The organism is Rhodococcus sp. 14-2483-1-1, from assembly GCF_002259335.1.
In the GTDB taxonomy this organism is placed as follows: domain Bacteria; phylum Actinomycetota; class Actinomycetes; order Mycobacteriales; family Mycobacteriaceae; genus Rhodococcoides.
Map to the genome: position 1 here is coordinate 241,515 of NZ_NPFX01000006.1, position 23,516 is coordinate 265,030.

Sequence of the window (23,516 nt, forward strand, 5' to 3'; positions counted from 1 at the left end):
GATCTTTCATCGCCCATTACAAACTAGTCGACCGGGTGTGAATGCTCTACCTGGATCGAAGGACAGGTACGCCAGATTGTCCACTCCCCTTTAGGCTGTGCACGCGAATACATTTCCTCGACCGAGAGGCCACCGACGATGGCAACCAGTTCGACCGATACCCGAGGCCGGAAATCGGGTAGAAAGCGGCCAATTCTCATCACGGTGGGCGTATTTCTGGTCATTGTCATTGCTTTTGTGGTGTGGCTTGGTTACGAGTCCTATTCCGCGCAGTCGAGTCTGACCGCCACACGCGACGCGGCCACTCAGGCCAAGGACGCGTTGCTCGACGGCGATTCGGCCGGAGCCGAGGCAGCAGCGGCGCGCGCCTCCGAATCTGCGAACGATGCGGTCTCGGCGACGACGTCCATCCCGTTTTCCATCGCCAAAGCCGTTCCCTACCTCGGTAGCCCCTTGAAATCGGTAGCGCAGATCAGCGATGTGGTGCAGGGATTGGCCGTGGATGTGCTTGCCCCCGCGTCGGCAGCGGGTGCCAGCCTGAACCCGAGCAGCCTCGTCGAGGGCGGCGGCAAGGTGGACACCGCGGCCCTGCGGGACGCGCAACCGGTGCTGCAGCAGACCTCCGCCGCAGCCGACGAGCTCAGTGAGCGTGCCCAGCAGGTGGACGAGCCCGCCTTCCTCGGCGTGGTGGACGAGGCTCGCACGTCATTGATCGATCAGACGAACGAACTCGCGAATCTGCTCACCAACACCCGTATCGCCAGTGAACTGCTGCCGTCGATGCTCGGCGACAACGGCCCGCGCAGTTACTTCCTCGCATTCCAGACCAATGCGGAGGCTCGGGGCACCGGCGGATTGCTCGGTGGCTACGGCATCATTCGGGCCGAGAACGGTACGGCCCGGGTCGATACCCTCGGCAGCAACAACGAACTCGAGTTCGCGAAACAGCCCATCGATCTGGGGCCCGAATACAACGCACTGTGGGCTCCGCGAAACACCACCACCGACTTCCGCAACTCGAATGCGAGCCCGCACTTTCCGTATGCCGGCCAGATCTGGTCGTCCATGTGGACGGAGCAGACGGGCGAAGTGCTCAACGGCACTATTGCCACCGACCCGATTGCGTTGAGCTACATCCTCGGTGCCACCGGCCCGGTCACGTTGGCCGACGGCGAGCAGATCACCGCTGAGAACGTCGTCGAGATCACTCTCAGCACAGCGTATTCCAGGTTCGGCGACGACCAGCTGGCTCGCAAGGCGTATCTGCAGGAGATCGCCGCGGCCGTGGTGCAGAAGATGACCACGGGCGCGGCACCCACCAGATCTTTGCTCGACGCGGTGGGCCGCGCCGGCAGCGAGGGTCGCATCTCGGTGTGGAGTGCAGACCCGGCCGAGCAGGCAATTCTGGCCGGCACCAAGGTGGGTCACGTGTTGCCGGACAGCCCGGCACCGTTCGCCGACGTGGTGGTCAACAACGCCGGCGGCAACAAACTCGATTACTACCTGACTCGCGACATCACGTATTCAGCGGAATCCTGCACCGCAGGCACCCGCAAGTCGACGGTCACAGCCACACTCACCAATAACGTGGATCCGACGGGCCTGACGTCATACGTGGCAAGCACATTCCAGCCGACGGTGGAGTACGGCACCAACGAATCGATCGTCTACCTGTACGGCACTCAGGGCGCGAAGATCACGTCCATGAAGGTCAACGGCATCACTGGATTCTCCATCCAGGCCGGCACCGAGCTGGGGCGGCCGGTGCAGGCTGCGTACCTCACCATTCCGCCGGGTAAGTCGCAGACGGTGACGTGGGAACTCGAAGAGCCCTCGGCTTCGGGCGAGGCGACGGTGCCCCTGCAGCCTTTGGTGGATCAACCCACGGTGAGCATCGACGTTCCGCAGTGCTGATTGCGTCCAGCTCGCCCACACAGTTTCGTCGGTAGCGAAAACCAGGTTGTCAGGAGTCAACCTACACATCATTCACTCGAATGAAGTTTTCGGCGACCGCCGCGCAGCGGGTTCCGTGAAGGAGCACTACGACTACTAGGGGCGCAGCGGACCTCTCATTGCGGCATCATTGCGCAAGACTCGCGCTCGTAGCGATCGCCACAAGGAGGACAAGACCGATGACTGCATTCGACAGTGTAAGCGCCGTCTTATTCGGATTCGCCGGACTCATCATCGCGGCGGGCGGGGCTTACTACTTCGCCAGTCGTCCAAAGGCCGCGCTGGCCTTCTGGCTTTTCGCCCTGTGTGTCGCGCCATTCTGGTTGCAGACACCCGGCCTAATAGCTATCCCGCCGAGCACAATCGCCACGCTGATTGTGCTGCCCGCTGTGGTCCGCGCCAGGCCACAAGACAAAATGTCCGGTGTCGACTGGATGCTCGTGGTGACGTCGATACTCGCACTAGTCGCCGCCGGTCTCGGTCTCAGCCCCCGATACGCAGCCTCAGCGTTAGTGATCCAATGGGCGGCCGCGTTCTTCGTTGCACGTCGACTCGGGTACTCACTCGGCCGCAAGTACGTCACCGACGTCGTCGCGATGGCGGGCGTCCTTGTCGCTGCATGGGCCGTCATCGAGTTCGCTCTGAAGTTGCACGTGTACGAGCACCTCGGCACCGAGCTAGACCTCGGATTCTGGGCCGAGATTCAGGTCCGCGGTGGACTGGCGCGCAGCGAGGCAGGGTTCGGTCACGCGATCGCACTTGGAGGCTTCCTCGCAGCCACTGTCCCCTTCGTGATGTCCAGCAGCTACCGATTCCGGCTTGCAATGGCAGCGCTGGTTGTCCTCGGAACCGTGACGACCCTAAGCCGCGGTCCCATGCTTTCGGCAATCGTCGCCGTCGTCCTGGCTGTCGCGTTTCTACCGAAGGGTGTCAGCACAGCGGTCCGTTTCTGGACCGTCGTCGTGGGGGCCCTGGTCGCGCTTTTCGCTGTACCCCCACTCCTGCAGAAGTTCGACGAGATCAGCAACGAACTCGACCCGAGCACCGCGTACCGCGAGAATCTATGGACCGACATTCCTGGCGACCTGAACATCATCGGCCAGGCCAGGAATGTCGGTATCGATTCTCAGGGTCGATCACTGTGGAGGAACCTCGGATCCGTCGACTCGACACCACTACTGATCGGCCTCGACTTCGGCTGGATCATCGTCGCCATGTTCACCGCATGCATCGCCATCGTGTGCTGGCGCGTCCTCAACCGAAAGGGCTCGGTCGCCGAGATCGCGGTAGTCGCCCAGATCCCGACGCTGGCAACGGTCGCTCTAATCACCCAGTACGGCGCGGCAGTGTGGTTCTTCGCCGGTCTCGCCGTCGCATACCGCCAACAAGCTCGCGACGGCGACAACGTCTGGGAAGTCGACACGCCAGCCGTCGCCACCACGAGCGTTCGGAACTGATAGATCCATCTACCGCTTATAGCGAGTCAGACGGCGTATGGATGTTGAATCACCAGGTGCCCGTCCCGGACATATACCTCGGGAGCCTCGCCTCTCGTTGAGTACGCGTGTGGCCGTCATCGCCGCCAGTGAAGTATTCGGGAGCGGTGTCATGGGCCGATCGGCCATGCGAACGTCTTCGAAGAGAAGCCGTTCGCGTCCAGGCATGACGCGATGCTCTCGAACTCAGAGATACGTCGATCGCCGCTCATCGCATGCATTCCGACGCCGTGCGCAGCGCCGGACCATGCTTGCGCAGATGCGGAAGTTTGACCCATCCGCGCTGTGATCGGTCACGAATATGCGACGTGATCGCAGTGATTCGTCGCATCCTCGCCCCCCTCACAGGTCAAGGCAGACGCACCCAAGAGTGCACCTGCGCTGCCTGCCGCTGGACCCGAGACTGAACCTACGTAGTCGCGAAGCGTTGGTGTTTCGGACGCGGCACCTGAATTACCAACCGGCACCAGCCGACGGCCGAAGACCAACTCGTTGCGATCGAGTTGAGTTCGGCCCTCTTCTGTCTGCTTCTGCAGGCTCGGACTACTTCCGCAGTCTCGGCTCTCCGGAGCCGTTTCTGGGCAGAGTCTCCGGCCGATGGGATCGGGGGTATGACTCGGGTTCCCGAGTTGCCTCTGCTGTACGCGGACCGGCAGCAGGCGACGCAGAAGCAGCCCGAGGGGAGGACTGTCGTGTCGGCGGAGCATGCACCGGTGCCGGAGTGGGAGGCGAGACCGGCGTCAGTGGGGCGACTGGTGCCTGAGGTGTCGGCGCGGGCACTGGCGGTGTCACCTGCTTGGGCAGGTTGGTATCGGCGGCATAGTTGTACGAGTAGCTGTACATGTCGCCCTTCTTCGAGGGCGTCAATGCCAGCACCACACCGAGAACGTGCGCTCCGATTGTCTCCAAATTGCCGATGGCCCTGGACAATTCGTTGCTCTTGGTGTGCCCGTAGCGGGTGACCAGGAGGGCACCGTCGGTGTGTGTGGTGAGAACGGCCGAATCGGTGACCGGCAACAACGGAGCGCCATCGACGATGACGTAGTCGAACTTGGAGCGCAGTTCCACCAGCAGGGCGCGGGACGCTTCCGAGCCGAGCAGCTCGGACGGGTTCGGCGGTATCGGGCCGGACGCCATGGCTTGTAGGCCTTCGTACTGGGTCGGCTGAAGCACCTCGTCCACTTTCGCCTGGCCCGCAAGAACGGTACTCAGACCCACTGCACCGATGAGGCCCATGTACTTCGAGATGCGAGGACGGCGCAGATCGCCTTCGACGAGAACGACGTGGTGGCCGGCCTCGGCAAGCGAGATGGCCAGGTTGACCGCTGTGGTCGTCTTACCCTCGCTCGGGATCGCACTGGTGACAACGATGACGCGCGGCGGATGATCGACTTCGAGGAACTGCAGGTTGGTACGGAGCTCACGGAAGGCCTCGGCGCTGGACGACTGACCGAGGTCCTGGAAGTCGACGGCCGGATGTGCCTTGCGTTCCTTGTCGAACGGGATCGTGCCAACGAGAGCCTTGCCGGAGATCGACTCGATCTCCCGACGATTCTTGATCGTGTTGTCCAGACGGTCACGCAACACCGCCAGTGCGATTCCGAGCAGCAGGCCCACCGCGGCACCGAGGGCGAGGTTGCGCTTGGTTTTGGGGCTGACAGGCGTCGACGAGGCATCGGCCTGCTGGAAGGTCTTCACCCCGGCCGACGGAGTTCCGCCGTCCTCCGGCGTCTCCAAGTCACGAACCTGAGTCGTCAGCTCCGAAGCCATCGCGTTGGCAATGTCACGAGCAAGCGCAGGAGAGGAGTCGGTGACTGTGATGTCGAACAGAACGGTATCCGGAGTGGACGATGCTTTGACCTTCGCGGCCAGCTGGGACGGCGTCAGACCGAGCGGGAGTACATCGAGAACTCGCGCTGCCAGCGCTTCACTGGTGACCAATTCGGAGTAGGACGCCACACGTTGCTGCGAGAACAAGTTGCCCTGATAGGTCTCGCTCACCGATGTTCCGCCGGACGTGGAGACGAACATTCTGGCGCTCGACTCGTACATCGGTGTGGTCAGGAGGGATGCACCCAGAGCCCCGAGGATCGCTACGACCACGGTGACGGCGATGATGATCCACCGCGCCTTCAGGATTTTCAGGTAATCCTGTATCTCCATGCTTCGAGCTCCTCGTCCGTTCGTACAACCCGCAACGTGTCACTGCGTGGCTCAATCGTTACATAGGTATTTGGTTTCTGTGCAATGGATGAGAAGGCCCACCGTTTCGGTCAATTCATTAGTTCGATTCACGAGCACTATCAAGTAAATGTCCCGTTGTGAGGATTCACTGCCCCCACACAGCCCGATTCACATGAATTGGATCCGTGCCCCCGCAGGGGCGGATCCAGATATCGGACCCGTGTGCGCCGGAACGCTAGACGGCAGTCCGGCACGCGGAAAAGTTGAGGTGATTCTCGACACTCGGGGGCCGATCCTCGCGCTCCTGGGCAGTCCGGGCCACACTGCCGTCAGTCGACGAGTGCAGTCCGCTCTGAAGTGACGGGGCTACTTCAAAGCCTGTTCGACCGCCGCCGCGATGGCGGCGTGTCCTTTGTCGTCGACGTGCACTTTATCGGGATCGAGCATGCTCTCGTCGACTACGTCCGGGTCGGTCAGCGATACGAACTCTCCACCGATCGCGTTCACCGCATCGCGCACCACGCCCTCGTAGGCCGTGACAAACGGGGGAACCTCGCCCGCCGCAGAAGGCCCGACAGCGATGATCCTTGCGGTGGGTAACCCCGTGCGAAGCACGCCCATCGTGTTGTAGATCGCGTTGACGATGGCGGTGGGATCCCGAACGAACTGGTCGAAGTCATTGATGCCGCCTCCTACCACGACGACGGGTGGGTTCAGAGTCACCGCGTAACCGGCCATCTCCTCGAAGCTGCCGCAGCGTTCCGCTCCGCATCCCGGTGCCGCAAGTGCGTAACCCGTCGCACCGATTCCGATGTTCTCCTCCGTCCAGAGTTTGTACATCGAGACGAGCGATGTCCAACGATGACCGAGATCGCTTGCACCTGCTCCTGATACGTACGAATCACCGATGAAGACGGCGGTCGGCCCACCGTTGGCAGGCGGAGCGAACGGCGTAGCGGATGTGCCGGACGGTCCTTGTTCGGTGCGCGTCGCGTCGTATCGCAGGCCGATAACCACAACACCGACCACGACAACGATCGCCAACAAGGTCGCCAGAAGCGCTTTACCTCGAAACATGCTGCGCTGCTTCCCGATAGTGCTCGTCGAGTTCCCGGGCCACAGCGTCGGTGCCGAACTCGCTGTGCGCCGCTACCCGACCCCGCCTGCCCATCTCGGTCCGTAGCTCAGCATCGTCGAGCAAACAGCGAACGGCGTCGACCAGGGGCTTCAGCGCACCACCAGGTACCACGATCCCGCAGCCGATGCGCATGATGTCGGGCGCGAGACCGCAACTGTCGGTGACCACCACGGGCAGCCCCACTGCCATGGCTTCGAGCACGGACATCGGGTACGGCTCGTCGACCGAAGGCAGTACGTAGACACTGGCCGCCCGCATGCGTTCTGCGGTCTTCGCGGGGGGACAAGGTCCTTCCCAGCGAATCCTGGGCCCGGTCCGCTGCGCTACCGCGTCTCCGGCCCCTGCGTCCGGACCGACAATCGCAAATGTCACCGATTCATGCTCGCGCACAAGGCTTTCCGCCATCTCCACGAAGAGGTCGGCGCGCTTGCGTGGATGCAAGCGCGCCAGGAACAGTACTTCGAGATCGGCGCTCGGAGCCTTCTCCGTCAGCGCGGGGACGCCATTGATCAGTTTCGACAACGTCATCTCAGGGCCCGCGACCGAGATCAGATCGGCACGCTCGCGGTCGGTGAGATAGAGGACGGCGGCCGCTCGGCGCAACGCCGACCGAGTGACCAGCGCGTCGAGCGGGACGGCAAGCCGCTTGTCGCTTGCATCGATCATCCCGTGGGTCTGTACCACTGTCGCCACTCCCCGCATTCGGCAGAGCCGAGCGGCAGGAAGCGTCACCAAATCACGGGCGAGGTGCAAGTGGGCGACATCGAACGTTCCAGCCCTCCCGGCAATCCAACGAAGCATGCCAGGTGCGGCAAGGCCAGCAAATCCACTGCGCGGAATCACTCTTCGCGGTCGGAAGAGCTCGATGACCACAGCACCCGACTTCGGAGGAGGGTCAGTTCCCGCCGCGACGACGGTGACGTCGTGGCCCAGACCGACGAGCGCCTCGGCTTGGTTGAGGGCAACCCGCGCGGGCCCGCCATAGGCACCGTCCTCGGAGATCAGTGTTACGACGTGCAGGATTCGCATCGCTTACTCCGATCTACGAGCGGCGGGTGCGAGCACTGTCATGCCGTCGTGGACGTCGGTGGTCACCAACGCCGTTGCACCGATCGTCACGTCGTTGCCGATGGTGACACCGCGCAGCACGGTCGCGCGGGCCGCGATCCACGTTCTGTCACCGACACGGATGGGTGCGTTGTCGAACTCGAAGGTCCCGGAGCGTCGGTCGTGACTGCCGGCGCACAGCAGGACCGATTGGGAGATGCAGGTGTTCGCGCCGATGGACACCGGCTCGAGATTGAGAATCCACGCGTCCTCACCGACCCACGAATAGTCGCCGACGGTCAACTTCCACGGCCAGTGGATACGAACCCGATGCCGAATCAAGACACCGACGCCGATCTTCGCGCCGAACATTCGGAGGATCCGCAACCGAACCGAATTCGGGCACCACCAGTGCGAGACCACAAGACTCGACGCGAGCATCCACAGCACTTGAACGTGGAACTGTCTGCCTTTGTCGTATCCCGCTCCGGTGAAACCTACGAGCGAGCGATCGGTCACGTCCGTTTCCTGAGTGGCTGCGCCAGCGGCGCAGCCATGACGGTGCCCGGGGGCACATCCTTGACCACCACAGCGTTGGCACCGATAGTCACGCCGTCACCGAGCACGATCGGCCCCGCGACGACGGCTCCAGCCGCCACCATGACGTCGTCCCCGATCGTGGGTCGACCTTTCGGTGAATAGCCGACCGACGCGTGCTGGTTCACCCAGAAGTTCTTACCGATCGAGGTGGCCGAGACCATGATTCCGTTGCCGTGATGCAGGAAGATCCCGGGGCCGATGGAATTCGATTCGAGAAGGATCGTCCGGTCCGGTCGGTAGATTTTCTTCAGGACGATCCGTACCACCAAAGGACTCTGCCGCATCCGAAAATGAACGACGTTTCGGAATTCATGCAGGGCACCCGCGAGGTACGCGAATCGCGAATATGCATCCAGCGGGACAAGCGCGTCGTTTCCGATGCATTCGATCCACCGATCCACATCTGCGCGCATCAACTCTTCGTTTCCCGATGTCTGCACGCCCCACCACAGCGGCCGCGCCCAGATGCGAGCCAGCCGGATCAGAACGGACTTCTTCGCGGTGTACGGCATGCGTGCAAATCTATGGTCGCGCAGCCGTGGTGTCCACCCGTCATACTGCATCGTATGGCCGTGCGACGCAGATGGGTTCCGCTGGCATTCGTGCTGATCCTCGCCGCGTCGTGCACGGCGACAAACGTTGAGGCCGAACGGAGCCCAGAACCGGACCCCAGTCCCGTTTCGTCGTGGGATGCAGTTCGCATTGCCAGTAACGTTGCCAGCATCGGAATGCCCGGGTCCGATGTTCGGCGTGACATCGACTCCGTTGCCGACGCCGGTTTCACGGGAATCAGGTTGCTGGTCAAGTGGTCCGATATCGAGAACGTCGAGGGCACGATGGATTGGAGTCGATCCGACGCGGAGGTCGAGTGGGCCACCGAACGCAACCTGGCAGTGCTCGGCGTTCTGACCTGGGCACCCACGTGGGCAGTGCCAACCGAATACGCACTGGTCTCACATCCCGCGCCGAAATCAGCCGAGCGGTTTGCTGAGTTCGCCTCTGCTGCAGCAGCTCGCTATCGCGACAAAATTACGGCCTGGGAGGTGTGGAACGAGCCGAACGTCGCAGCCAGCTACGGCCCGAGCGTGAACCCCGAGCAGTATTGCGACGTTCTCACCTCGACCTCTAAGGCAATTCGAGAATCAGCACCTGGTGCCCTGGTGATCACCGGACCGACCTCGCCCGCAATCGATTCCACCAACGATCTGTCTCCTGCAACGTTCGTCGATGCCCTCTACCGGTGTGCGGGGGCCGCGACCTTCGATGCAGTCTCGATGCATCCCTACAGCAGCCCGCACCTCTTGAGTGAGCCCACCGCAACATGGTCCTCGGCCAACGAGATCGCCGCCGTCCGCGCCGTCATGGAACGTCATGGGGACACGGGAAAGCGGATCTGGTTCACCGAGTTCGGTGCGCCCACAGTCGGTTCCGGTCCGGGAGTAGACGAGCAGCGGCAGGCCGACATACTGGTCGACGGCATCTCCACGCTCTCGCAGCTACCTTACGCGGGGCCGGTGTTCGTCTTCGACTTCCGAGATTCGATGACGGGAAGTGCTGTGCCGGATTACAACTACGGCCTGGTGCGGTCGGATTACACCCCCAAGCGAGCACTCGATGCGGTCCGCGCCCTCGTAGGGTGAGCGGCGGCCAGCGTCCGCACCCATTTCTCGAACCTGTCCAGCGCAACGGCACGAGACATGTTGTGCTGCAGGTATCTATTCCCTGACCGGACCAGCTGCGCGGACTTCTCGGGGTCAGAGGCCAGGGCTATCACGCCCTCCACCAGACCCGCCGGATCTGCAGGGTCCACGCGTATCCCGGCACCGGCCGATCGCACCTCCTGATCGGTGACGCTACCGGCCGCTGTGGCCGCCAGAACTGGGCTGCCGCTGCCGAAGTACGCGGTGAGTTTGCTCGGGACTGCCATTTCGGACACCTCGGGCCGCTCGTTGACGAGCAGGACGTCCGCGGCATCCAGTGCCGCGCGAAACTCTTTCTCCGGCAGCGACCGTACGAACGTCAGGCAGGCGATGCCTGCGCCCAGTTCTTCGAGCATCTCGCGCTGATTTCCGTCGCCCATCAGGACGAACTTCACCGGCCCACCTCTACGGTCCGACTCCCGCGCGGCGTCGACGACGTTCTCGAGGCCCTGCTTGAGTCCCATGTTTCCGGAGTGCAGCGCGATCACCGAGTCTCGTGACCACCCCAACAGATCACGCGCATGGTCGCGGCTCATCGAGGCCTGATACGGCATGTGTGTCCAGTTCGGGATGACGCTGAGCTTGCTCTCCGGCACCCGCAGAACATCGTGGGCGTAGTCAGCGAAACGCTGATGGATCACCGCTACCCCATCGGAAGCACGAAGAATTCCGGATTCGAGATTGGTTGTCGCACTGGCACTCGACCCGTGCATCGTGCCTGTCTCGATGACACCGCGGCTGTAGAGATCTTGCACCCACACCCCCAGCGCCGGGCGGAACGGCTGTGCCTTGAGTCGGGCCATCACCAGGCCGGTGGAAACCAGCGCGGGTGATACGCACACCACCACATCCGAGGCCGGGATTCGGCTGCGCGCTACCCTGCTGCCGAAGGACAGCTCGAGATGCGCACGCTGTGTGACGGTCATATTGCCCGGGACGTAATGGCGATGCCGAGTGACGTCCACACCGTCGACCATCTCCTCGATGGTCGGACCGGCATAGCGCGGATCGGGAGCCCACTGCGGATAGTGCGGGAAGCCGGTGACGACGTGGACATCGTAGCCACGTTCCGACAGACCTTCCGCGACATCGGCAGTGTAGGGGGCGATCCCGGTGACTTCGGGCTTGTAGTTGAGGCCGATCAGAGTGACACGCATCAGCGTCTCCGTTTCCGTACTTCGAATTCCGACCGCCTCTTGTCCCACAGCTCGTCGGTCGTACAGATCCGGCGAGCAGGATTGCCTGCCACCACATCTCCCGGTGCGATCGACTGCGTCACCACGGACCCGGCACCGATGATGGCGTCGTCGCCGACAACAACACCGGGCATGATGACCGTTCCCAGTCCGACAAATGCTCGGGCACCGATCGACACCGGTGCCCGGCGGTACAACTCCTCGTCGGAGGGAAGTTCTCCGCGCGCTTCTGCCACTCGGTCGAGAGAGAAGTCGTGCGTGAGTATCTTGACGGCGTCCGACACAACACAGCGGTCACCGAAGGTGATCGAGCCCGGGCCGGAATTGTCGAGAAACACCGAGGACGAGATCCACAGAGGCCTACCCTCGATCGTCACGCCCGCGCGCTCGAGCAGCTTGACCACAACGGTCATATAGGCGTCCTGGTCGATCCTGTTGAGGGTGCGCAACAGCGGGAGGAACTTCGCGACGTCGATCATGAGATCCTCGATGCGGCTTCGAGTTCGATCGTTGCGGGGGACGCACTCTCGTCGTTGCCACGTTGCCGTACCAGCCTGGGGACCCAGGCGAGGTCGGGGATGAACTGGCACAAGACCACAGCCCCTGCGGTGACCAGGACAACTCCGGCGGCGCCCGTTTCCGGTGCTACCGCAATTGCCCCGACGGTGGTGACCACAGCCATCGCGGCGAGGCATCCGGCCTGCCAACGTGCCTCCGTCGGCTTGGTCAGCAACATGCCAGAGGGCAGGTGAAGGCACTGCGCCACGAGCAGGACCGCGAACGCCCCGGCGAGCACCGACGGTATGTCGATCGTGTCGCCCGAGAGCACATCTGCGAGCCATGGACTGAGTAGGACCAAGGGGATGGCCGCAACCACAGCAACCAGTCCGAACCCCAGGGTCGACGTCATCCAGAGGCTGACGGTTTGTTCTGCCGCAGCACGGCGTTTGACGAATATCGGCCAGAATGCCAGCGCGGCGGTCGAGAACACCGACCAGCACAGCCCGTACAGCTGCGCCATCAGCGCGTACCGGCTCAACTCGAGAGGAGTGGACAGGTGTGAGAGCACGATTCGCTGGGCTTGTAGTCCGAAGGGTATGCCGACGCTGACGACGAACAGCCACAGCGATCCCTCGAGCAAACCCTTGGTCGGTATCGCCACTACCGCTCGCCGGAAGACCGACACCCCGAGGCCTGAAACCCTCAGCGCCAGAACGGTACCCATGAGATTTCCGAGCAAGGCACCGATGAGTGGCGGCAAGACGTACCAGATGCCGCGGACTCCGCTTGCATACATCCCTGCGGTGACCAGCAACGCGAAGAGCGAATTACTCACCATCACAACGACGATCAGCTGTGCGCGGTCGACTCCGATCAGAATGCGTAGACCCAGGCCCGCCGGAATTGTCACGCCGAACAGGGCTACCGCGACCGTGATGGCAAGCCTGTCTTCGGGGCCGGTAGTGGTTCCTATCAGTGCGCCCCAGCCGTCGAACACCATCACCGCGACGGCGACAGCCGCCACGACGAAGGACACCCGCGCCAGGATTCGGTACGCACGGCGGATCACCGCGAGCGCGTAGTCGTCGTTGATGGGGTCCCGTGACCTCGCGGTGGCACTCGTCACCACGGCTCCGATGCCGAGATCGGCGAAAGGCAGCAGCAGTCCGACCGTGGCCACCAACGCAACTACGCCGTAGGCCGAGGGGCCGGTGGCCCGGATGACGAGGCCCGCGCTCACGAGTCCGGCAACAGCAACGACGGGCGTGCCGATGATTCGGAACACGGTACTGAGGATCACGGCCCTGCGTTCGACGGTGTCCAGGCCGGCACCGGCGACGACATCATCGTCGTCGTCCATCTCGCTCGCTCTGCGGTGGCGGCCGGACATCACCGACCACCTATCCGTGTCCGACGCGAGAGCACCGACCGTGCGAACTGCTTCGATCGCGCCGAATACTCGACCAGGCGAGAAGCCAGATCCGTGATGTCTCGACGCCCCCATGGGTAGTAACCGGCCGCATCCCAGGCGCGCCGGATGTCGGCGAAGTGATCGCGTTGTGAGCGAACGCTTCCGGCCCCTCCCGCATCGAAGTTGCACAGCACGGCGTCGATGACGATGGGCAGTTCTGCTTGTGCTGCCTCGAGCATGAACAGGTGGTCTGCCGCCAGTCCGAAGTTCACGTCGTAATTGCCGATCCGTCGGAGCAGGTCCATGCCGAACAGCACCGCCTGATGTGGGATCGGGCGAATACCGAGGGCGAAGTTTCGCATCTCGAACGGGCTGTACCCCCATTCGATGCCCTCGCGTACCGGGTCGCCGACAATCCGGGCCCGGCCGTATCCCCACCGGTCTCGCACGGATCCGGCTGCGTGAAGAGCCGCCATTCCGATCGCCGCGGAATCCGGCTCGGCGAAGCAATCGCCGGAATGCATCAGCCACACCACATCTCCGGTGGCACGGTCGATCCCCTGGTTCATGGCGTCGTAGCGTCCACCATCTGCTCGAGACTGCCAGTACGACGGCTGTGCGTCGCCGAGCATCTTCTCGACGATGGGGCCCGATCCGCCGTCGATAACGATGTGTTCGAGCGGCGCGTAGGTCTGCTCGGCGACGCTGTCCAGCGTGCGGGCCAGTCCGGCCGGATCGTGGTAGCTGATGGTGATCACGCTCAGGGTGGCGTCAATGGGCATGGGACCGCACCTGCCCCATGAGAGTTCTGCCGAACTTCGCCGCGGCGTACACCATCGCGTGCACCCCGGGCCGGCCTTCGGAGAAGCCACTGACGACCGAACGACGGATGCCGTACAGGGACTGCGCGGACGCTGCCGCGGTGACCGCACTGAACAAGAAGTAGTCGCCGCGAACACGCGCACTCGCGTCTCGGAGGTGTTCTCGACCCCATTGGATGTACTTCTCCGACACGTCCACCGAACTGCGCGATACCGAGTTCTCGCTGACGTTGTAGATCGAGAAGCATTCCGGCACGTGGCGAATGGTCAGATCGGGAACCCGGTGCTGCAGTTCCATCAACCATCCCGGTTCGTCGTGGATGGAGTCCGGCGCGAAATTGAGAGGCACCTCGAGCGCGAGCGATCGGGGGAAACACAACGTACTGCTTTGCAGCATTGCATCACCCAGGGTGAAGCGATGGAGGGTGAACAGGTAGTCGGCCACCGATTGCCGCTCACCGATAAGGGTTCTGGGCCAAATCTTCTCACGGTGACCGGGCTCTCGGACAGCGCACTTGCAGGTGACCACCCAGCGGCTACCGTCGGCTTCCGAGACTTCGGCCAGCTGTCGTTCGAGTTTGTAGGGATGCCACAGGTCGTCGTCGTCGAGCAGAGCAATGACGTCGCCAGTTGCTTCCTGGATTCCGTATTGACGCGCATTGGCTCCACCCGATCGGGGGCCGGTACGCACAACGCGGATTCGTTTGTCCGTCGGCAGAGTCAAGGGCTCGGCGGTGTCGGCAACCACGATGATCTCGTGGACGCCGACGGATTGACTCAGAGCGCTGTCGACAGCACTACCTAGGCTCGGCCGACCGATCGTGGGAATCACCACGCTGATACTCGAGTGAGTCTTCATCGTTTCGCCTCCGATACGTGGCGACTCCGCGGTGCACGGTTGTCTCGCAGAAGGCGCATCAGCAGATGTGCGTCCTTGGCGTCGCCGTCATGATGCCGACCGTCCGAACTCACTGCAACGCAACAACATGCCAGGCAAGCAAGGACCGCAGGGAGGTTGTACGACCACGGCGAAAACAGCAGATCCCAGATGCTCTGCATGCCGAGATACATCATCAGCGGAGTCCACGGTCCGGCGGAATCTGCCACGAAGACCAAGCGGTAGCAGGCCCACAGGAGCCACAGCGGCAGTAGGACGGCCAGCACCCCTGCCTCCGCCCATGACCCGAGCAGAATCGAGTGCAGAGAAATCGATCCGTTGCTGAGCTTCCACGCGTACTCGAAGGGAAAGGATCTGTCGAAACCCACCGCCATCGCGGTGTGCTGCGCCTGCACGTACACCTCGTGGGAGATGTTGTCGGCTTCACCCCACCCGAGAAACGGCCTGTTCACGATGGCGGTGAGGGAAAGTGGTGGCTCGGTGCGGCCGGCGAGCAACATGGGCACCGAACCATCCGACTGCATCAGCACTTTCTCACGCAGCGAACCGCCGAGCAATCCCTCGCGAGCGGCATATTCGAGCGCCCACGTGAACCCCACTGCGAAAGCACCGAGTGTCACCACACGACTACCGAGAGAGAGCGCACCCCTCCGGTACTTCGACAGCAGGAGTAGCAAAGCGACCGCGCAACAGATCACGGCGTGAGATCTAAAGTTCAGTACGAGACTCAGAGCAGCGAGAGACAGCAAAGCAGCGACGACTGCTGAGGTGCGCATTCGGCAGGTGGCCATCAAGTAGAGCACCGCGATGGTTGCCGAAGGCGCTACCCCGTACTTCCACAGGTCGATCACGCTGCCGGCAGAGGTGAGGAAGGTGCCGATCATGGCATAGAAGAACACCGAGCCGAAGGCGATTCCGAGCAGCACCGTGGCTATGCGCTCGATATCGCCTGCCAGCACGGTGATGCCGCAGAAGTACAACGCGAACGAGCCGAAGGCGAAAACGTCGGGAGAGAGGTAGCTGGTGTCGTTGACCCACGCCGAAGCGAGATAGGCGCCGGTTCCTATCAAGGCAAACACCAGCGGAGTCGCAGTTCTCCGTCTCGGGCCCGGCAGTAGATAGGCCAACCCGATCGCGACGCACACGATCGAGAATCCAGTGACCGTGAAGTTCATCAGCGGCAGCGCAGACGTGCCACCCAACATGAAGAGCCAGACCCGCTCGGGGGATCGGAGAACTGCACCGTCTCGGTCTGCTTTGCGGCCGGCCCTGGGGGCACCGGCTGCTCGCACTGGAGCGACACTCACTGCACGCTTGGGCACGGGCGCTTCCCGCAGAAACTCAGCCTCGGGAAACACCGTCGCATGCAACCGATCGGGACGAATTCGATGGTATGCAACGCTCATCGGCACATATCCCATCCAATCCCCCCGAAGTGCCCTCGAGCATTATTTCGGCAGCTTAGCGCGAGAATTACTCGCACGCAGAACATATCGCGATAGAGCAGAAAAAATCGGTTGAATTCGCGACTAGTTCGCGAACTCGCTCGAATAAACCATGTTCATCGCCTAAATTCCCGACAAAACCGGTCGCCCTATGAGTAGCGGGGAAGAAAAAGCGACATGCGCCCTGTTTCAGATTTGTTTGGGATCCAAATCAGTTGGTAGACAGCGCTTGCGGACAGCCGGGACGCCCGCATAAAAGCCATTCGGCACGCAGTTCGCAGCAACTACGCTCCCCGATGCGATGACACAACCGTCGCCAATGCTGACACCGGGCAAAACGGTCACTCGTGCACCGATCCAGCAACCCGCACCGATCACGATCGGCTGGTTCTCCGTTTTGCCCGCGCGGTCGAATTCACCACCGATTTCGTGTCCACAAGTAATGAACATAGATTGATAACCGATCCGAGTGTCTCGTCCGATCGTCACTTCCGACCCCAGGTCGAAAAAGCAGCCGTAATTGACGAATGTACGTTCACCTAGGTCCAGCCCCCGCCAGGCACCGAGAAACACCCCGGCGTTGATCAGAGATGTTGGATGGATGTCATGTCCGGCGCGGCGTAGCAACATGTTTCGGAGCTTTCGGGGCACCGTGCCACTCGCAACGAATCGATTCAGGACAACATCACGAAGCACTTGATCGATCTCACCGAACAGAATCTTCCGCTGCAGGCTCATTGCGACAGACTATCCTCAGCCAACCGCCATCGGCCGTACGACGAAACATCAAGGGACGGGCCTGGATAACGGCCAGGATAGCGGCGTGCCAACACAACATCCGTAGATGTACTCGGCATCAGGATTGTTTCCCGTACACGAAGGCCGGAACACGGCCTCGCAATCAACGACGGCGGGCTACGATTCGCCGAACAACCGACCTGTCAGTTTCGACTGTGCAGACTCACCGTGAGGACCCGCGGATGACCACGACCCAGCCGTCGACCAGCCCGCGCCGACGCAGACGTCGAATCACGGCTTCCGCTACCCGTGCGGACATCCAAGGTCTTCGGATGGTGGCGGTCCTGCTGGTGATCGTCGACCATCTCTTCGGTTGGCCACGAGGGGGTTTCATCGGTGTCGATGTGTTCTTCGTTGTCTCCGGTTTCCTCATCACCGGATTGTTGCTGCGGGAGTTCGACAAAACGGGATCGATCTCGTTTGCTGGGTTCTATCGTCGCCGAATCCGTCGCATCGTGCCGATTGCAACCCTCGTACTCGTACTGACCTCTGCCACAGGCGCATTGGTGTACGCATCGAGTCGTGCGGCATCGATAGGGATGGATGCCGTGTGGGCGTTCTTCTTCGCGTCGAACTGGAGATTCGCGATCGAGGGGACCGACTACTTCAACGCAGACGCGGCAATTTCGCCCTTGCAGCACTACTGGTCGCTGTCGGTCGAGGAGCAGTTCTACTTCGTCTGGCCCGCGCTGATGTTCGCTATCGGGTTGCTGGTGGCGCGCCGCTCCTGGCCGGGCAACGTCAAGCGTGTGCTCTCGGCCGCGGTGATGGGGTCGATCGTCGCGGCATCGTTCGTCTGGGCACTCCACGACACCGCGACCGATCAGTCCTGGGCATACTTCTCCACGTTCACGCGCGTGTGGGAGCTCGGGGTGGGCGCGCTATTGGCCATCGGGGCCGGTTGGATTTCGAACCTCCCGCGAATTGCACGCGCGCCGTTGGCTTGGTTGGGGCTCGGCACCATCGGGGTAGGTGCGTTAGTTGTCAGCGAGTCCGGGGCGTTTCCCGCGCCGTTGGCTGCGATCCCCGTTGCGGGCGCGGCGATGGTGATCGCCGCGGGCATCGGACCAGCCACTCCCTTCATCGCTCCGCTGACAAACAAGGTCAGCGTGTACATCGGCGACATCTCGTACTCCCTGTACCTGTGGCACTGGCCCATCATCGTGATACTCGGATCGATCATGGACGTGAACGCGTACTACTACATCACCGTCTTGTTCGCGACGTTCGGGCTCTCCGTCGCCTCCTATCACTTCGTGGAGGATCCGATTCGACGGTCGAATTTTCTCGAGCCGAGGGCCGTGCGAGCCGAGGCGAGAAGAAGGCGAAAGAATCGACTCGGCAGCAAGGACTATCCGCCGGCTGTTCGGTATGCAGGGCTCGGTGCCTTGACGTTGCTGACGGTCGCCGTGGCGGCCTTCTCCCTCAAACCTCTCGAGCCGCCGGCCACCCCGCCGGCCAGAGCTGCCACCGACCCAGCGATTGCCTCAGACGAAGTCGCGACGCCTATGGGCCCCGCGCAATCTGCGTTGGCCGCCGAGATCGATGCTGCGGTGGACGCAACCGAGTGGCCGGCGTTGAGTCCGACCATGGACGAAGCCATCACCGGCGCTCAAGCCCCGGGTGGGATCGCCGAATGTGGACTGGTCGACCGCCCCGACGCGGCGCAGTGCACGTGGGGTGCACCCGACGCGCCGAAGACCATCATGGTTCTCGGCGATTCGATGGCGATGAGCTTCGTACAGCCGATCAAGAACTTTGCGGAAGCGAGCGGCAGGCAGTGGAAGGCTCGCTCGGAGGCCATGTTCGGTTGCACCTTCGTCGACATGGACGTGAGCACGCAAGATGCCGACACCTCCGCAGCGTGCCCGGCGCGCAAAGCTGCTGCCATCGCCGCGGTGAACGAGGTGAGTCCCGACGTCGTCATCATCACCAATCTGCACACCGACATCGCAGCGGAGCTGTGGATCCCCGGGGTGAAGCGGCTGACGGATCAATTCGCAGCGAACGTCGGAAAGATCCTGATCCTGGCGGCTCCCCCGAACGACAAGAAGCCAGCGGACTGCTACACCCGCACCAGCAAGCCCGCCGACTGTCTGAGCAGGGTGACGGATACATGGAAGGCGCGCTCGCGTGCGGATCGCAACCTGGCCTACCGGGTGGGTGGAACCTACGTCGACACCCGCAGCCTGTTCTGCACCCCGGACAACTACTGCCCCAGCTTTGTCGGAACCACTCCCATGAAATCCGATTCTGCGCACATGACAATCGATTACGGGGCGAAGGTCGCTCCGGCGCTCGCCGAACTACTCCGAACGAATGGCGTGTGAAACCGAGCAGCAAGAGCGGCCGACCTTTCGTCGCATGTCTACTGACGTATACGGTCGATGTTCTCCCGATACCATCGAACTGTCGAACCGATACCCTCGCGCAGCGAGATTGCTGGCTTCCATCCGGACTTCTTCAGCGTCGAGACGTCTAGCAGTTTGCGAGGCGTTCCGTCGGGCTTCGATGTGTCCCAGTCGATTCGCCCCGAGTAGCCGACCTCGTCGGCGACCATCTCTGCAACTTCCTTGATGGTCTGATCCTCACCCGTTCCGACGTTGACCTGGCTGGGACCGTCGTAGTGATCCAACAGATGCAAGCATGCGGAGGCCATGTCGTCCACATGTAGAAACTCGCGCTTGGGAGAACCGCTACCCCAGTTGGTGACTGCCGCTGTTCCGTCCCGGGCGGCTTGGTCGTAACGGCGTATGAGTGCGGGCAGGACATGCGAACTTTGGGGCGAGAAATTGTCACCTGGGCCGTACAGGTTGGTCGGCATCGCGGATATCCACGGCAGTCCGTACTGCTTGCGAACCGACTGGATCTGAAGAATTCCGGCAATCTTCGCGATTGCGTAGGCATCGTTGGTCGGCTCGAGGGGACCGGTCAGGAGGTATTCCTCTTTGATCGGTTGCGCTGCGTGCTTGGGGTATATGCACGACGACCCGAGGAAAAGGACCCGTTCGACACCGAAATGTAGCGCTGCGTCGAGTACGTTGACCTGCACTTGTAGGTTCGAGGAGATGAAGTCGACGGGATAGGTGCTGTTTGCCAGGATTCCGCCCACTTTGGCTGCGGCAAGTACAAGATTGGTCGGCTTGTTCTGCTCGATGTAGTCGAACACCGCAGCGCGGTCACGAAGGTCGAGATCGGTCGAGGTTTCGCCGATCAGGTTGGTGAAGCCACGACCTTCGAGGTGCCGCCACACTGCCGAGCCGACCAACCCTTTGTGGCCGGCAACATAGAACGTTGCATCGCGGTCGATCGTTGTCGCTCTCTGCGTAGACTCCAGTGTGCTCATGGCCAGTCCGTCAACGCAGGTGTGTCGATCCAGGGCCGTCCTTCGTGGGCGAGCGCCTCGCAATCCGCATCGACCATGATTCGCGCGAGTTCGGGCGCGTGGACCGATGCTTTCCAGCCCAGTTCTCTTTCTGCTTTGCTAGCATCGCCGACCAACGCGTCCACTTCGGTAGGACGGAGATAGCGGTCGTCGAATTCGACGTACTGCCGCCAGTCGAGGCCCGCGTGCTCGAATGCGACCGTCAGGAAGTCTTTCACTGTATAGCTACCGCCGGTGGCGAGCACGTAGTCCTGTGGCCGATCGGCTTGCAGCATCCGCCACATCCCCTCGACGTATTCAGGTGCGTACCCCCAATCTCGGATGGCATCGAGGTTGCCCATGTACAGCCGGCTCTCTGCTCCCGCTTTGATTCGCGCAACAGCTCGAGTGATCTTGCGCGTCACGAATGTTTCACCACGCCGGGGTGATTCATGATTGAACAGGATCCCGTTGACCGCGAAGAGTCCATACGCTTCGCGATAGTTCCGGGTCACCCAGTAGGAGTACACCTTCGCTGCTCCGTACGGAGAGCGTGGGTAGAACAGAGTGTCCTCGTTCTGCGGTGGCGGACTGGCACCGAACATCTCAGAACTCGATGCCTGGTAGAAGCGGCATTTCACTCCAGCCAGTCTCACTGCTTCGAGAAGTCGTATGGATCCGATTCCTGTTGTGTCACCGGTGTGCTCGGGCTCGTCGAAGCTGACCCGTACGTGCGACTGCGCAGCGAGGTTGTAGACTTCGTCGGGACGAATATCGGCCATGAGCATCAACATTCGTGTGCCATCGCTGAGGTCCCCGTAATGAAGGAACAACTTTGCTGCGGACACGTGGGGGTCCACGTACAGATGCTCGATTCGCAAGGTATTGAAGGTCGACGCACGGCGAATCAATCCGTGTACTTCGTATCCCTTGGCCAACAGTAGCTCCGCCAGGTATGAGCCATCCTGACCGGTGATCCCCGTTATGAACGCCTTTTTCATACCTGCTCCGTTCGGACACGCCGAGCATGCTGGGGACAGCGTACAAGGGGACCGACTTTGATGCAGAGAATATGGATCCTGCGAAAACCACTGTGCAAGTATCTTTTTCAGCGAACTATTGACTCAACGCCCGACACGTCGACACATTCCAGAATTAGGACTGTTTAGCACCATCCATTTCGAAGACCGTTCGGTTTACGGACGTCCAGCCACGTGAAAGGTGGGGAGGTTTCCTGCTTCGAGGGCTTGGGCGAGGGTGGGGGCGGCTGTGTCCTTGTCGGAGAGCTCGTAGGTCAAAGGTGATCCGTCGCGTCCGATGGTGGGCCAGTCGATGCCCAGGGCGGGGTCGAGGGGGTTGATGTCGCGGTCCAGGGCCGGGGTGTACTCGAGTGAGCACAGGTACATGACGGTGGAATTGTCTTCGAGCGACAGGATGGCGTGGCCGAGTCCTTCGGACAGGAACACCGCTTTGCGGTCGATGTCGTCGATCAGCACCGAGTCCCATTGCCCGAACGTCGGGGAGCCGACCCGCAGGTCGACGATGACGTCGAGGAACGCTCCGCGGGCGCAGGTGACGTATTTCGCTTGCCCGGGCGGGTTGGTGGTGAAGTGGATCCCACGGAGCACGCCTGCGGCGGAGACCGAGCAGTTCGCCTGCTTCAGATCCAGCGCTCGGCCGGTGGTCTCCTCGAACGCCGACGCTTTGAACCATTCGAAGAACACGCCGCGGTCGTCTCCGAACTGGCGTGGGGTGTATTCGTAGGCACCGGCGATGCTCAACTCACGAAAGCTCATGCTCGGTGTCCTCGGTCGATCAGATCGAGCAGGTAGGTGCCGTAGCCGGATTTGACGAGCTTCTCGGCGCGCACGCGCAGTTCGTCGTCGGTGATGAATCCGCGTCGCCAGGCCACTTCTTCGGGGGATCCGATTTTCAGGCCTTGGCGTTGTTCGATGGTGCGCACGTAGTTCGAGGCGTCGAGGAGGGAGTCGAAGGTGCCGGTGTCGAGCCAGGCTGTGCCGCGGGGCAGGACTTCGACCTGGAGGCGGCCGGCCTCGAGATAGTGGCGGTTGACGTCGGTGATCTCGTATTCCCCGCGCGCGGAGGGCTCGAGGTCGCGGGCGATGGCGATGACGTCGTTGTCGTAGAAGTACAGGCCGGGGACGGCGTAGTTCGATTTCGGGGCGGCCGGTTTTTCTTCCAACGAGATGGCTTTGCGGTTGTCGTCGAATTCGATGACGCCGTAGGCGGTGGGGTCGGAGACTTCGTAGGCGAAGACCGCTCCGCCGTCGATGGTCTCGAAGCGGGACAGTTGGGTTCCCAGGCCGGGGCCGTAGAAGATGTTGTCGCCCAACACCAATGCTGCACTGTCGGTGCCGATGTGCTCGGCTCCGAGGACGAATGCCTGCGCGAGGCCGTTGGGTTCGTGTTGGACCTTGTAGGTCAAGTCGATGCCGAATTGGGAGCCGTCACCGAGGAGGCGGGTGAACTGGTCGGCGTCCTGGGGGGTGGTGATGATGAGGATCTCGCGGATCCCGGCGAGGATCAGGGTCGAGAGCGGGTAGTAGATCATCGGTTTGTCGTAGACCGGGACCAGCTGTTTGCTGACGCCCATCGTGATCGGATGAAGACGCGAGCCCGTGCCGCCCGCCAGAATGATTCCCCGCATGACCGCGAAGTCTTCCAGAGATATCGCGAGCCCGCGCGGTGCAGCCACACGAGTCAATTGTGACATCGACCGCCGTGAAGGTGCTACCGCATGCCCGACTAGTAGCGTGCCGGTTCATGAGAATTCTTGTCACGGGCGGGGCCGGGTTCATCGGCGCGAACTTCGTACATCAGACCCTCGCGCAACGCCCCGACTCGCAGGTCACCGTGCTCGACAAGCTCACCTACGCAGGCAACAAGGCATCCCTCGAGCCAGTCGCCGACCGCATCGACTTCGTGCACGGCGACATCGCCGAC

General features: G+C 62.1%; 21 protein-coding genes. 5 read left to right on the plus strand and 16 right to left on the minus strand.

Translation table 11 applies throughout. The features are described 5' to 3' along the window. Nucleotides 1-204 precede the first annotated feature (204 nt). Both CH294_RS06270 and CH294_RS06275 read left to right on the plus strand, forming a co-directional pair. On the plus strand, nt 205-1,914 hold the full coding sequence (locus CH294_RS06270; protein WP_249305097.1) for a DUF4012 domain-containing protein: 1,710 nt from the start codon (nt 205-207) through the stop codon (nt 1,912-1,914). Between the two features lie 218 nt (nt 1,915-2,132). Continuing rightward, on the plus strand, nt 2,133-3,410 hold the full coding sequence (locus tag CH294_RS06275) for a hypothetical protein (RefSeq protein ID WP_141216461.1): 1,278 nt from the start codon (nt 2,133-2,135) through the stop codon (nt 3,408-3,410). 582 nt (nt 3,411-3,992) lie between these two features. Here the strand turns inward: CH294_RS06275 and CH294_RS06280 are convergent. The 5 genes from CH294_RS06280 to CH294_RS06300 all read right to left on the minus strand — a co-directional run bounded on the left by CH294_RS06280 (nt 3,993) and on the right by CH294_RS06300 (nt 8,930). Continuing rightward, entirely contained in the window at nt 3,993-5,612 is a 1,620-nt protein-coding gene (locus CH294_RS06280; RefSeq protein WP_094737338.1) for a polysaccharide biosynthesis tyrosine autokinase, read from the minus strand. 387 nt (nt 5,613-5,999) lie between these two features. Further along, complete coding sequence (locus tag CH294_RS06285; RefSeq protein WP_094737339.1) at nt 6,000-6,710, minus strand: SGNH/GDSL hydrolase family protein; 711 nt, start codon at nt 6,708-6,710, stop codon at nt 6,000-6,002. Then, nucleotides 6,697-7,800 (minus strand): glycosyltransferase, encoded by a 1,104-nt coding sequence (locus CH294_RS06290; protein ID WP_094737340.1) that lies wholly within the window; start codon nt 7,798-7,800, stop codon nt 6,697-6,699. The genes CH294_RS06285 and CH294_RS06290 overlap by 14 nt, the downstream gene beginning before the upstream one ends. Before the next feature lie 3 nt (nt 7,801-7,803). Next, nucleotides 7,804-8,337 carry a DapH/DapD/GlmU-related protein gene (locus CH294_RS06295; RefSeq protein ID WP_249305099.1) on the minus strand — a complete coding sequence of 178 codons (534 nt, stop codon included), beginning with the start codon at nt 8,335-8,337 and terminating at the stop codon, nt 7,804-7,806. Continuing rightward, nucleotides 8,334-8,930, minus strand: coding sequence for a serine acetyltransferase (locus CH294_RS06300; RefSeq protein ID WP_230592676.1), 597 nt, complete (start codon nt 8,928-8,930; stop codon nt 8,334-8,336). Before CH294_RS06300 ends, CH294_RS06295 begins: the two co-directional genes overlap by 4 nt. A 60-nt stretch (nt 8,931-8,990) precedes the next feature. Between CH294_RS06300 and CH294_RS06305 the strand changes: the two genes are divergently transcribed. Next, the gene (locus CH294_RS06305; protein WP_249305101.1) at nt 8,991-10,058 is read left to right on the plus strand and encodes a cellulase family glycosylhydrolase; all 1,068 of its coding nucleotides are present in this window, start codon (nt 8,991-8,993) and stop codon (nt 10,056-10,058) included. Here CH294_RS06305 and CH294_RS06310 read toward each other — a convergent pair. The 7 genes from CH294_RS06310 to CH294_RS06340 all read right to left on the minus strand — a co-directional run bounded on the left by CH294_RS06310 (nt 10,010) and on the right by CH294_RS06340 (nt 17,128). Further along, on the minus strand, nt 10,010-11,275 hold the full coding sequence (locus CH294_RS06310) for a glycosyltransferase family 4 protein (protein ID WP_094737341.1): 1,266 nt from the start codon (nt 11,273-11,275) through the stop codon (nt 10,010-10,012). The two genes, CH294_RS06305 and CH294_RS06310, sit on opposite strands and share 49 nt — an antisense overlap. Beyond that, a complete protein-coding gene (locus CH294_RS06315) occupies nt 11,275-11,793 on the minus strand; it encodes an acyltransferase (RefSeq protein ID WP_032376074.1) in 519 nt (172 codons plus the stop codon). Before CH294_RS06315 ends, CH294_RS06310 begins: the two co-directional genes overlap by 1 nt. Beyond that, nucleotides 11,790-13,175 carry a hypothetical protein gene (locus tag CH294_RS06320; protein WP_249305103.1) on the minus strand — a complete coding sequence of 462 codons (1,386 nt, stop codon included), beginning with the start codon at nt 13,173-13,175 and terminating at the stop codon, nt 11,790-11,792. The genes CH294_RS06315 and CH294_RS06320 overlap by 4 nt, the downstream gene beginning before the upstream one ends. Before the next feature lie 29 nt (nt 13,176-13,204). Continuing rightward, nucleotides 13,205-14,008: a glycosyltransferase gene (locus tag CH294_RS06325; RefSeq protein WP_094737342.1), complete on the minus strand. Its 804-nt coding sequence runs from the start codon at nt 14,006-14,008 to the stop codon at nt 13,205-13,207. After that, entirely contained in the window at nt 13,998-14,906 is a 909-nt protein-coding gene (locus tag CH294_RS06330; protein WP_094737343.1) for a glycosyltransferase family 2 protein, read from the minus strand. Before CH294_RS06330 ends, CH294_RS06325 begins: the two co-directional genes overlap by 11 nt. Next, nucleotides 14,903-16,351, minus strand: a complete 1,449-nt coding sequence (locus CH294_RS06335; RefSeq protein ID WP_249305105.1) for a hypothetical protein — start codon at nt 16,349-16,351, stop codon at nt 14,903-14,905. The genes CH294_RS06330 and CH294_RS06335 overlap by 4 nt, the downstream gene beginning before the upstream one ends. A 228-nt stretch (nt 16,352-16,579) precedes the next feature. Continuing rightward, nucleotides 16,580-17,128, minus strand: a complete 549-nt coding sequence (locus tag CH294_RS06340; RefSeq protein WP_094737344.1) for an acyltransferase — start codon at nt 17,126-17,128, stop codon at nt 16,580-16,582. Nucleotides 17,129-17,370: 242 nt separating this feature from the next. Here CH294_RS06340 and CH294_RS06345 point away from each other — a divergent pair, with 242 nt between their 5' ends. Then, complete coding sequence (locus CH294_RS06345; RefSeq protein ID WP_094737345.1) at nt 17,371-19,518, plus strand: acyltransferase family protein; 2,148 nt, start codon at nt 17,371-17,373, stop codon at nt 19,516-19,518. Between the two features lie 38 nt (nt 19,519-19,556). Here CH294_RS06345 and CH294_RS06350 read toward each other — a convergent pair whose 3' ends face one another. The 4 genes from CH294_RS06350 to rfbA all read right to left on the minus strand — a co-directional run bounded on the left by CH294_RS06350 (nt 19,557) and on the right by rfbA (nt 23,220). Continuing rightward, nucleotides 19,557-20,534, minus strand: a complete 978-nt coding sequence (locus CH294_RS06350; RefSeq protein ID WP_032405420.1) for a GDP-L-fucose synthase — start codon at nt 20,532-20,534, stop codon at nt 19,557-19,559. Continuing rightward, a complete protein-coding gene (gene gmd / locus CH294_RS06355; RefSeq protein WP_032405419.1) occupies nt 20,531-21,553 on the minus strand; it encodes a GDP-mannose 4,6-dehydratase in 1,023 nt (340 codons plus the stop codon). The genes CH294_RS06350 and gmd overlap by 4 nt, the downstream gene beginning before the upstream one ends. Before the next feature lie 195 nt (nt 21,554-21,748). Further along, on the minus strand, nt 21,749-22,348 hold the full coding sequence (gene rfbC / locus CH294_RS06360; RefSeq protein WP_094737346.1) for a dTDP-4-dehydrorhamnose 3,5-epimerase: 600 nt from the start codon (nt 22,346-22,348) through the stop codon (nt 21,749-21,751). Further along, nucleotides 22,345-23,220, minus strand: a complete 876-nt coding sequence (gene rfbA, locus CH294_RS06365) for a glucose-1-phosphate thymidylyltransferase RfbA (RefSeq protein WP_094737385.1) — start codon at nt 23,218-23,220, stop codon at nt 22,345-22,347. The genes rfbC and rfbA overlap by 4 nt, the downstream gene beginning before the upstream one ends. Before the next feature lie 116 nt (nt 23,221-23,336). Between rfbA and CH294_RS06370 the strand changes: the two genes are divergently transcribed. Beyond that, nucleotides 23,337-23,516: NAD-dependent epimerase/dehydratase family protein (locus CH294_RS06370; protein ID WP_141216462.1), on the plus strand; the 180-nt coding region annotated here is incomplete at its 3' end.